General features: G+C 62.0%; 10 protein-coding genes and 1 pseudogene. 9 read left to right on the forward strand and 2 right to left on the reverse strand.

Annotated features, from left to right (window positions below):
• Positions 1-216: 216 nt before the first annotated feature.
• The 5 genes and pseudogenes from CA236_RS18190 (at position 217) to CA236_RS18210 (ending at position 4,474) form a co-directional block, all read left to right on the forward strand.
• Positions 217-753, forward strand: coding sequence for a hypothetical protein (locus CA236_RS18190; protein ID WP_125946681.1), 537 nt, complete (start codon positions 217-219; stop codon positions 751-753).
• A 253-nt stretch (positions 754-1,006) separates the two neighbouring features.
• Positions 1,007-1,501, forward strand: a complete 495-nt coding sequence (locus CA236_RS18195; protein ID WP_125946682.1) for a DUF927 domain-containing protein — start codon at positions 1,007-1,009, stop codon at positions 1,499-1,501.
• Positions 1,502-1,591: 90 nt separating this feature from the next.
• Positions 1,592-2,554 (forward strand): hypothetical protein, encoded by a 963-nt coding sequence (locus CA236_RS18200; RefSeq protein WP_164518997.1) that lies wholly within the window; start codon positions 1,592-1,594, stop codon positions 2,552-2,554.
• Positions 2,555-2,752: 198 nt separating this feature from the next.
• Positions 2,753-3,250, forward strand: a pseudogene (locus tag CA236_RS18205) (IS5/IS1182 family transposase); the annotation flags it as partial.
• 534 nt (positions 3,251-3,784) lie between these two features.
• Positions 3,785-4,474, forward strand: coding sequence for an HAD-IB family phosphatase (locus CA236_RS18210; protein ID WP_046406659.1), 690 nt, complete (start codon positions 3,785-3,787; stop codon positions 4,472-4,474).
• On the opposite strand, the gene CA236_RS18215 is transcribed toward CA236_RS18210, so the two are convergent.
• Entirely contained in the window at positions 4,471-5,619 is a 1,149-nt protein-coding gene (locus tag CA236_RS18215) for a hypothetical protein (RefSeq protein ID WP_125946684.1), read from the reverse strand. The two genes, CA236_RS18210 and CA236_RS18215, sit on opposite strands and share 4 nt — an antisense overlap.
• Positions 5,616-6,740 (reverse strand): hypothetical protein, encoded by a 1,125-nt coding sequence (locus CA236_RS18220; protein ID WP_046406671.1) that lies wholly within the window; start codon positions 6,738-6,740, stop codon positions 5,616-5,618. Before CA236_RS18220 ends, CA236_RS18215 begins: the two co-directional genes overlap by 4 nt.
• A gap of 39 nt (positions 6,741-6,779) precedes the next feature.
• Here CA236_RS18220 and CA236_RS18225 point away from each other — a divergent pair, with 39 nt between their 5' ends.
• From CA236_RS18225 to CA236_RS18240, 4 genes are all read left to right on the forward strand, one after another.
• On the forward strand, positions 6,780-8,075 hold the full coding sequence (locus tag CA236_RS18225) for an oligosaccharide flippase family protein (protein ID WP_164518998.1): 1,296 nt from the start codon (positions 6,780-6,782) through the stop codon (positions 8,073-8,075).
• A 330-nt stretch (positions 8,076-8,405) separates the two neighbouring features.
• Positions 8,406-9,311, forward strand: coding sequence for a diacylglycerol kinase family protein (locus CA236_RS18230; protein ID WP_164518999.1), 906 nt, complete (start codon positions 8,406-8,408; stop codon positions 9,309-9,311).
• Positions 9,308-10,213: a hypothetical protein gene (locus CA236_RS18235; RefSeq protein ID WP_046406664.1), complete on the forward strand. Its 906-nt coding sequence runs from the start codon at positions 9,308-9,310 to the stop codon at positions 10,211-10,213. The genes CA236_RS18230 and CA236_RS18235 overlap by 4 nt, the downstream gene beginning before the upstream one ends.
• A gap of 47 nt (positions 10,214-10,260) precedes the next feature.
• On the forward strand, positions 10,261-10,995 hold the full coding sequence (locus CA236_RS18240) for a nucleotidyltransferase family protein (RefSeq protein WP_346962781.1): 735 nt from the start codon (positions 10,261-10,263) through the stop codon (positions 10,993-10,995).
• Positions 10,996-11,280 lie beyond the last annotated feature (285 nt).

Genomic DNA, 11,280 nt, shown 5'->3' on the forward strand with positions numbered 1-11,280 from the left:
ATCGCCAGGGTCGCCGGCGACTGGCCCGCCACCCGCTGGGACGAGCTGATGCCGTGGAACTGGGTGCCCCAGACAGATCAGCCAACAGCCCAAGCCGCATAAACTGCGGTCCTCACGCCACGCTTACTGGCGTGGCGTGATCATCGCATCATCGAATGCGCTACCGTCCTGAACTTTATCGGGTGCGATCTGGATGATTGGCGCGGCGCCACCATCGTGCCCAACAATGAGCAGTTCACGGCCCAGGAGCTTCCGGGATGGAACGTTGGCCGCTTCATGGCGCGCATACGGTCAGCACTCAACCGAGAAGGCGCGCGAGATGCCTGCGGCTATCTGATTGGCTACTTCCACTGTGACTATGACCCCACCACCGGCTTGTTCAGTCCCCACCTGCCCATGCTGCTGAAAGGGGAGATGATCGAGGTCGTGGATCGCCTGCGCACCCGCACCAAGTACCGCAGCGTGAAGGCCGGAGCGTCCCCAGAGTCCCCGGTGAATTTGCCAATCAAGATTGATCGCCGCCCGATCCAGAATGCCGTCTCAGCGGTGACCTATCTTATGAAGTCGTACTGGCCGGCCATCGCAAGTGGGGACAGTGGGGACGGCCGGCATGTACGCTATGGACGGCGCTATAGCATCCCTGAACCGATCCACACCAAGGTTCTGCTGTGGCTCCACAAGCACCGGTTCGAGGACCTGCGTCTTCTGATCGGGGTTCGCGACACCACCCGGGGCTTGGCGCCTACGAAATAGCTCAACATTCGTACACGAACTTAATGGCGAGACGCGGTGTTGCGGTGTCTGAACCCATAGTACCGGTGGGCTAATGCCAATTAGCAGCTGATTAGCTTTTAACGCTGTCACGCGGCCATTGGCACACGCCTGCACCCTTCATCAGCGCTGCCTGGCCGCTGAGCTTCGCATGCTTATCGCTGGGGAACATGGGGACTCTGGGGACAGACCACGACCGTGGTCTCGCCATCACATCATGATGGGATAACTTACCATGGCAAAACACATCGATACTATCCAGAGCGCCGTTGCATCTTCCGGTGCCGAACTGGCGCATTTCAAGTGTAACGACGGCACTGAGCTGTGGCTGCCTCGAAACGTCCTTTCATTTCCTCAGCCTAAACTTCTACGGCGGCTGCAAGCAGAGGGTCTGATTGTCCACGGGAAACAGGAGCGCGATTGCCTCGCACAATGCTTAAGCGAGATCACACCATATCACGGACCCGCTCCGATTGATCGATCTGGCTGGAACGGTCCGAACTTTGTCATGCCAGACCGTTGCGTCTTCTCTGCCGCCAGCACTCCGTCCGGCCCCGTCATCTTCTCGCCACGCTTCCCGCAACCTTCGTTCCGTTGCAGTGCCGAGGAGTGGCGCGCGAACGTCGGCGAGTTGCTCACCGGCCAGTCGGTCCTGATGTTTGTGGCTATGGCCGTTCTTGCGCCTCCCTTGCTCGACATCATCGGACAGACCGAGGATCTGCTGTTTTAGTTGATCGCTCCCTCCCGAAGCGATCAGAGCCTTCTCGCTCAAATCGTTTTCTCGGTGAACGGTGTCGTGTCGTCGCACGGGGTACCCGGCGTGATCCCTTTCGATCGACTGCTGGCCGACCCTAACCGCTATCGCGACGAACATGCAGATTTGTTGCTGCTGGCCAACGATGTCGAACTCTCCATGGCGGCTGACGGAGCGGCCCGGCGCGGCGCCAACCTACGTTCCTTCCTCTCTGCGCCAGCAGGGACAACACAGCGAAAGGCTCAGCTGACTCTGCTGCTAGGAAGCCGCAGCTTGGCTGAGCTCGTAGGCGAGGAGACCGAGATCGGACAGGAGGTACGGAAGCGCTCCATCTCCATCGCGCTCGGCGGCGAACGACCTCTGGGCATCTTCAACCGGTTGCCAGATGACGCAGCCAGCGCCAGCGAACTGGCGCAGCGGCTAACGACGAATTCGCGGCTCTATTATGGTCGCGTTGTCGGTCAGTTCATCCGTAAGCTTGTTGATGAACGAACCTCTCATCCACTCGCCCTAAAGGCTGAAATCGACGAGGACATCGAAAGGTTCTTCGACCACGCAAAGGTTGATCGAAACGACTTGACGGCAACGAATATCGCCCGGTCCTTCGCCATCGTCTATTCTGCCGGTAGACTAGCGCGGTCTTGGAAAATTCTGCCGTCGGCGTGGAATTGCGGACCGGCAGCATTGGCGTGCTATTTCATGCGCCGCGCCGGTCAGCCAGCATGGCCAAGCTTCACCGATCTGCTGCAAAAGTTGGCCGCAGATCGGAGCGCTGTGCACTTGGGCGACGGGTATGACGAGCCTTCGAACGATGCTGTCGCCGCGGCAGAGGTTTTCGTGCGGCACTCTGCCAATGTTCGGCAGCTCATGATCCGCACGAACGCAATCGCGGGCAAGATCCCCTACTGGCAAACACGTCGCACGACGCCGGAGGTGATCAACACGATGATTAGGGATGTCGACAATCCCAGCCCGAAACGTCGCTTGCCACATGAAGGACAGGTGAGGATGTTCGTTTTCCAGCTGTAGGCTTCGTCTTGAACATCGCTGCCGGCACACTTGGCAATATGTACCGGCAGCGTTGTTCACCAGCGGCGCAGATTGGCCATGGATCACCGACCATGGCGTCAAAATCGCTGCTGAGTGCCTGCGTACCTGCTGCGCATAACGGACGGAAGCGGTCCGTTCACCGGTGATCGACTCCGCAACATCGCAAGGTGGACCACGGTCGAGGGCGACGTGCCCGACCATTCGACCTTCTCCAAAAACCGGCACGGCCGCTTCCGCGACTGCGACCTGCTGCGCCGGCTGTTCGAGGCCACGGTGGCACGCTGCATGGCCGAGGGCCTGGTTGGCGGCGAAGGCTTCGCAGTCGATGCCAGCCTGATCCGGGCCGATGTCAGCCGCCAGCACACGGTTGATAATCATGACGATCTGCCGCCGGGAAACGGCAGCCACCCGGTCCGCGAATATCTCGCTGTCCTCGACGATGCCGCGTTTGGAGCGGCGACACCGGTCGTGCCCAAGCAGTTGGCGGTTGCCGATCCGGCCGCACGCTGGACCGCGGCGTCGCGTGGGCGGGCGTTCTTCCCCTATTCGACCAAATATCTGATCGACCTCGATCATGCCGTGATCGTTGACGTGGAGGCGACCACGGCGGTGCGCCAAGCCGAGGTCACCGCGCAGCGCCGGATGATCGAGCGCGCACACGAGCGCTTCGGCTTGCTGAGGTCACAAGCAGAGAGTTTAGAACCCCGAGAAGGCACGCCACTCGAAAGCATTGGAAGGTATCTCGTGAGGAGGGCACAGGTGGTTCTTGCTCTCAACATGATCATCGGCGAATGCAGCTCTCCGTCGCAGCCGAGCGGATGTCGCGCGAATAGGTGACGCGACCATCCGTTTATGATGGGCCTGTGACGATCATCTCGGCTTCACGTGCGCGAAATGGTGCTGGGAGGACTGCGGCGTAAGGATGTCAGGATGCACCATACCGCCATTTGTTCACTGAACCCCATTATTGCCCTCCGCCTTTTCGATGCGCACTATCGCGATGAAAATGACCCAAACGGAGTAACGTGGGGTCGCAAAGGTCGGGGGCTTCATGCGTTCACTGATTTCGGAATTCTCTTATGGGTTCGCTTTGACCCACGAGTTCGTCAAGGCGTTGCGTACCTTACCTTTGCCGCACGTCAGCAACGTTCAACTCGTCCTCGAGATGAAACAAGTCAGGAACGCATGCTAGCAGTTTAGAATTGGGCGATGACAGACAGTAAACACACCCGAATTGCTATCTACGATCTCGATCGCACGATCACGAGCCTGCCCACGTGGACGCCGTATCTGCTGTTCGCAGGTTGGCGCCTGGGCCCAGCGCGTCTGCTGTTGCTCCCAACGGTTTCGCTGGGCGCTTTGGCGCGCGCGCTGGGCGCAATCGATCGGGATCAGCTGAAGGAATTGATGCATTCGATGTTGCTGGGCCGCGCTGTGCCGGCCAAGCGGCTGGCTGCCGTGTCCGACGCATTTGCTGACTGGATTGTGGGCCATCATCTGCGTGATGGCGCATCGGCTCAGATCGCGGTGGATCGAGCAGAGGGGCGGCAGATCGTGATCGCCACGGCAGCGCACCGCTTCTATGCTGAGCCGATCGCCCGGCGACTCGGAGTGGCTGACCTGCTTGCCACGCTGGCGCAGCGCGGGCCCGACGGGCAAATTCTTTCGCGGCTGGATGGACTGAATTGTTACGGCGTCGCCAAGCATGCGATGATCTCCAGATGGTTCTCGCAAACCGGGTTGAACCGGCAGACCACGCACATCAGGTTCTATTCGGACCATGCCAGCGATCAACCGACTTTCGAGTGGGTGGACGAACCAGTCGCGGTAAATCCCCATGCACCGCTCCGCCGGCTGGCGACCGAACGGGGGTGGCAGATCGTGGATTGGCGACGCTAGGCCTTGGCAAACCGCCCCATGATCGAGGTGGCGGCGCGGCGCGAGGCGGGTTGATCAGTAACCGAGAAGGTCGCGGCAAAGGCGGCTTCCTGTACGCCGCGGTAGCGAGCGGGTGTCGCGACGGCGCGATCCAGCGCTGCCGGTAGATCGGCAAGATCGGCGACGACATCGCCCAGGCGCCAATGCGCAAAGGCGAGATCATTCTCCCACGCGAAGCGGGCGGCGTTTAGGTGGATCACCGGGCGCGGTCGATGTATCCATTCATAGACTTGGCTGCTGGCGTCCCCGAGATAGATGTCAGCGGCGCGCGTATAGGTCATATCTACTGAAGCCTCACTGCCCATATCGATATGGATATGTGGCAAACCGGCATATCGCGCTGCGAAGTCGCGGCGCCAGCGGACGACGCGATGCTCGACGGATGCGTGAATGCGGCGCTTGGCGAGCATCACGTGCGGTGCGACGATCAGATTGAATCGTGACTGAGCGGCGAACGAGGCAAGCACTCCCTCCCCCATCGTGTACCAAGAGGAGAGCTTCGGGTCGAAGTGCGGGTTGTAAAGAACTGTTGGCCGGTCGTCCTGGAATAGTCGCGCGGGCGGGCTCGGAGCGATTGTATCAAACTTTGGATAGCCGACAATTGCGTGGTTTTCAGCGGTGATCAGACCGGCGGCCAGCATCCGTTCCTGTACCTTTAGGCCGGATAGGAGAACGAGATCAAAGCCGCGCATCACGGGGCGGAAGCCGACCGAACGATCGCCGGCGCCGTGCGGGATCCAGACGAATTTCGGGCCGACCAGCCCGAAACGATCACGCAGTAGGAGTGAGGTGGTCTCGGGTACTACAAGCACGTCAAGTGTGGCGAACATCGCCAGGTTCTCGCGCAGGGTTGCGAGCCGACGGAAGGGTGCGACAAATCTCAACGCGCGATCAAGCGCAGCAGCTAGCGGGCCAACCTGCAGCGATAGGAAGCTGACGTTGGCTACCACTGAACCCAGCAGGGCACGGACCTGCTGCTCCTGCGCAGCTGAGGACGTGAGCACGACGGCTTCAACACCGGGGAAGCGCGCCATTTCCGCAATCACCGGGGCAGTATGGCGAATCTGGTGAAGCGCGTCGTGGTTGAAGAGGAAGCCGACCTTCATGCCGCGGACCGGGACCGGAGGAAGGAGATCACCGCTTCTGCGGCTCGGGCTGCAGCGCCGGGGCTGGTATCACCCAGGCTCGCCCGCGCCATCGCCTGTTGCCGATCGCGATAGAGCGTGTGGCGGGCGGCGGCAGCGCGGATTGCGGCCATGAGTTCCGCCGGGTCATCGACTACATCGCCTAGGTGCCAGTGTGCGAAACTCGGGTCATCCTGCCAGTCGATGCGGTTTGCATTGAGGAACACGCAGGGGCGCGGCGTCGCCAAAAATTCATACACCTGGCTGCTGACATCGCCGACATAGATGTCTGCAGCGGCCGCGTAACTCATGTCGACCGAGCGGTCAGACCCGGGATCGACCAGAACGTTGTCGGTGCTCCGGGCGCGCCAATGATCGCGCAGAGCCTCATTCTGGCGACGGAACATCTTGATGTGCGGGGCGACAATGAGGTTCATCGATCTGTCGGCGGCGAAGCCAGCGAGCATCGGCTCGATGAAGCGCTGCCACGAGGTCAGCTTCGGCTCTTTGTGGGCATTGTAGAGGATCGTTCGGCGCGGGGCACCGAATGGGAGCGTAGAGGTGCGATCGATGCGATCGGCCGTCTCCAGCTTCACCGAGCCGGTGAGCGCATACCCGCCGTCGCGGACCAGACCTGCTTCTAGCATACGGGCAGCCGTCTTGCGCCCGGCGAGAAGCACGAGATCGAACGCGGCGATGCGCGGGATGAAACCGCGCGCGCGGTCACCGAAACCGTGCGGACTGTAGATCAGGCGCGGGTGCGTGACACCCAGCCGGCGGAGTGAGGCGACGGTGTTCTCCACCGCAAATATCGCGTCGTAGCCGTTAAGCTCAGCTGCGTTGTCGCGCATTACCATGTCCTTGAACATGCCGAGCCGCTGCATCCGCTGCAGCGCGCGCGTCAGCGACGATTTGCGCAACGCGCGGGTTTCGATGGCTGGCCCGCCCCAAGCCGCGGTGATCCGCGACAGGTGATGAGGGGTTGCCGGATCGTTATAGTAGTTGACGACGGTCACCCCAGTGCGGCGTGCCAACTCCATTGCGATCGCCGCGCCGTGGTAGCACTGATAGGCTTCTGCGATATAGAGGAAGGCAATCCGCATCTGTCGGCCCATAGCGCGGCCGCGCCTGGAACACAGCCATTGACGCCCCCCATCGACGCAATCACCCCTTTTCGCCGCGCGTTGCGTAATGTCGGCTGGCTGCTGACAGGAAAGGGCGTCGCAGCGGTGCTGAGCATCGTCTACCTGGCGCTCGCCACCCGCTCTCTCGGGGTGGCCAAATTCGGGCTGTTCACGCTCATTCTGAGTACGGCTCAGGCGGTGGCCGCGTTTGTCGGCTTCCAAACGTGGCAGATCGTGGTCCGTTTCGGCATGGCGCATCGCTTGGCCGGGCAGCAAAATGCATTGGCGCGGCTGGTCCGCTTCTGCCTGGCGCTCGACATTGCGGGCGCGATCGTCGGTGTGGCGATCCTGGGCGCAGTGCTGCCGCTGATGAGGGCGAGTTTCGGCTGGTCGGCGGAACTGACGCGTCAGGCGTTTGCCTTTTCGGCAGTGTTGCTCCTGTCAGTACGGTCGACCGCGGTCGGCATTCTTCGCTTGCATGATCGCTTTGCAGTGGGCGCTGCGGCCGATTCGGTAACCTCGATCGTGCGCTTCATCGGTGCGGTGATCGCGGTGTTGCACGAAGCGACGATCACCGGCTTTCTGATCGCGTGGGCGGTGGCCGAGCTGCTGACGGCCGCGGTTTACTGGATCGCCGCGCTGCGGGTGGCGCCCGGGACATTGCGACACTGGCGCGGCACGCTGGCGGCCGCAAGGGAGACGCCCGGGCTGTGGCATTTTGCGTTTGCCACTAACATGAATGCAACGCTGAATACCGCCAGCCGGCAGTTTGTGGTGGTGCTGGTCGGCCTACTTACCGGCGCGGCGGCGGCGGGCAATTACCGGCTCGCCTATCAGCTAAGCCAGTCATTGGTGCGCCTGGCGGACTTGTTCGCGCGCGGGGTCTTCCCCGAAATGACCCGCGTCCACGCCAGCCCGCGCGCCGAAGAGCTGAGGACCTTGATCCGGCAATCCTCAAGATTGGCGGTGGGCGTGGGACTTGCGACATGCGTGCTGGTGCCGCTGCTCGGCCAGCCAGCGCTGCGCCTGATCGCGGGTGAGGCGTATCTGGACGCCTATTGGGTGCTGGTGCTGCTCGGGCTTGCGGCGGGTTTGGACATCATGGCGGTGGGGTTTGAGCCGGTACTCCTAGGTACCGGACACGCAGCACGAGCTCTTCGCATACGCATCGCGGCAACGTTGATCCTGTTCGCGGCGGTAGGCCTCCTCATGCCGTCGCTTGGCATTCTGGGCGCGGGCGCGGCGTCGCTGATTGCCTCGGGTGTGGCGCTGCTGGCGTTTGTTCTCAGCGCGCGGGCGGTGGCGCGGGGGTAGCGGGCGTCGTCAGGCCGAGGCTACTGGGTTCAGCTAGGCGATTGCCATTCAAGCGAGGGTTTATCGCTTAAGACATAGCGTTCTCGCAATCGTAGGGATCGCTACAATCATGCCATATTTTGGCTCTATGGAGGTGTTCGTCGGTCGTACCAACCGGTTGTTACATTTTGATTTTTAGGCGTTTAGCTTTCTATGAGAATGTTCTCTCCCCCGGGTATTTCGCTAGATCGCAAGGCCAGTGCGCGCGCAGAGGTGATGGGATGGTCGTCTGCCACCGGACTTGCCGCACTGCCAAATGCGTCGTTCTCCTTCGCAAGCAGTGGAGTGCGGGTGGGGATCATCTCCAATCCTCGGAGCCGGCGCAACTGGACGGTGAACCTGAAACAGAAGATCGGCCCGGGCGTGCTCGCGGCCGCACCAACGACCAACGAGGAACTGACCCAGGCTCTGCGGTCATTTGCGACGCATAATCTTGATCTGCTGATCATCGATGGCGGCGACGGGACGGTGCGCGACGTGATCAGCGCTGCCGCCGCGATCTTCGGCGAGAGCCTCCCTCCGCTGGCGCTGTTGCCATCCGGAAAGACCAATGCGCTGGCGCTGGACCTCGGAGTGCCGCTCGGCTGGAGCGTGGAGAGTGCGATCGCCGCCCATACCATCGGCCAGGTGCAGACGCGGCGCCCCATCGAGGTTTCTCGCGATGGCGAGACGCCCCTGCGGGGCTTTATCTTCGGAGCGGGCGGCTTCGTGATGGCGACTGAATTTGCGCAACGCACGCACCGCTTCGGGGCCATTGACGGACTTGCCGTTGGCTTATCGCTGATCGGAGCGGTGGCTCAGACGTGTCTTGGCGGTTCCCACAACCGCTGGCGGTTGGGTGACAGGGTTGAGATCTTCAACCACGCCACAGGCGAGACGAGCGTTCGCGACTTCTATCTGCTGCTTGGTTCAACACTTAGCCGCTTGCCTTTGGGCATCAAGCCGTTGGGTAAGGCACGAGCAGGGTTTGACGTGCTCGCCGTTGACGCGCCGCCGCGCTTGCTACCGCTTTCGGCCTGTGCCGTGGTGATGGGGCGTGAAGGCGGCTGGCTCGAGCGGCTGGGTTATCACCATAGTCACAACGTACCCCCGGTTAGACTGACGCTGCAGCAGGGCTATATTCTCGACGGCGAGCAATTTCCGGGCGGTACGATCGAGTTGCGCACAGGAACACCGATCCGGTTTGTGACGCCATGAACGCGCTTCGTAGCTTCATATCTGCCGAGATGGACCATGAAGTACCACCGGAGGTGGTCCGTGCCGGAGGTGTGATCGCTTGCCGGCTGGGCGGCGTGGCAGCGCTGTTCTACGGATCGGTGCTCCGAACGGGCGACCTTGATGGATTGCTCGATTTCTACGTACTTCGCGACCCTAATACGCACAGCGGGGTCATGGGCCGACTGTTGTGGCCAGACGTCAGCTATCACGAGATCAACGTCGGCGGGAAGCTGATCCGCGCCAAGGTGGCGTCAATGCCGATCGACGCCTTCGAGAATGCGGCGAGCGGGCGGACAATCGACACCACAATATGGGCGCGCTTCGTCCAGCCCGCGGCTCTCGTGTGGGTCAAGGACTTCGGTTCCAGACAAAAGGTCATTGACGCTGTTGCGAGCGCGACGTCGACTGCTGCTGGCTTTGCGGCGCTTCATGGACCGGAGAAGGGCGGGCCGTCATCGTACTGGCGTGCCCTGTTCCGCGCTACCTACGCCGCCGAATTGCGCGTGGAAGCGCCGGGGCGTGAGGATCAGATTATCGGCCACAGTCGTGCGCGCTACGATGAGCTTTTGCCGCTGGCGTGGCGGCGCGGCGGCATACAATTCACTAAAGGAAAGGGCGAACTCGCCCCAAGGATGAGCGGAGACCAGATCAATGCGCTTGCTGCTGCCTGGCTGCAGTCGCAAGCTGCGGGCAAGTGGCTTAACCTCGCGCGCTTGCTGAAGGCAGCCTTCACCTTCGACGGCGCAACCCGATACGCGGTCTGGAAGATCGAACGACACACAGGGCTCCACGTGCCGTTAACGCCGTTTCGGGAGCGCCATCCGATAATGGCCGCCCCCGGCGTCCTGTGGCAATTGTGGCGGCATTCGGTGGCACGATGATTCCGTCAAGCGTCGTGCTAGCGGGGTCCCGCGACGGCACCGATCCCGTGGCGGTCCACGCCGGCGTTTCCGACAAGGCATTGATCGCGTTTGGCGAAGAAACGATGCTGGAGCGTGTCATCATGGCGCTTCGCGCGGCTGGCATCGGGCATGTGTCAGTGGCCGCGAATAGTCCGGCGGTACTGGCGGAGGCAGAGCGGCATGGAGCAATGCCCTTTCCTGCGGCCGCTGGACCGAGCGCCAGCACTGCGAACGCGTTGGAAGAACTTGGCGCCCCCCTGATTGTCACCACGGGCGACCATGCGCTTCTCAATTCTGAATGGATACGGGACTTCGTGGCCCGGGTGCCTGATGGGGCGGACGTTGCGGTCCTGCTCGCCCGACGTGAAGCGATCGAAGTGGCAGCGCCAGGCTCGCGGCGTACCTATCTGCGTTTCGCCGATGGTGATTGGTCCGGCTGCAACCTCTTCCTGCTGGCGACGCCACGCGCAATCGATGCAGTTCGGCTTTGGCAGGCGGTGGAGCGTGACCGCAAGCAGCCGTGGCGGATCGTCAGGCGCCTCGGGGTCCGCTTGCTGCTACGTTATCTCACAAGGCGGCTGACGCTGGTGGAGGCGATCACGGCGCTGGGGCAGCGCGCGGGTGTCTCGGCAACGGTGGTCGAATGCGCGGATGGGCTCGCCGCGGTGGATGTGGACAAGCCCTCAGACCTGAATTTTGTCCGGGCTTTTCTCGGGCGGGCTGATGATGGCACTGCCCGGTTGGACGACGTGAACGCCTGACCCAACAAAGTTGCAGCGTGTCGGTGAGCAACCGTCAGGCATGCTTCCGATCAGAGCCGATCACGCCAATTGCGAACGCGAAACTACCCGCCCATTTATTCGGCGCGCAGCACCGCAGCGGCATGAAACGGTGTGGGCCGCGGGAGTCGCGAGGAAGGGTAAGCGTGGCCTGAGGGCCGCCTTGCCCGTTTGGCCGTAGCCGGGATGCTTATCGTCTTTGACGAGGGCGCGGGCGGTGCGGGAAGTTTTCGGTTCTGAGACTGGTCGTACGAGCGCTCGTACGAC

This window comes from Sphingomonas sp. ABOLG (assembly GCF_003950435.1).
Classification (GTDB): domain Bacteria; phylum Pseudomonadota; class Alphaproteobacteria; order Sphingomonadales; family Sphingomonadaceae; genus Sphingomonas; species Sphingomonas panaciterrae.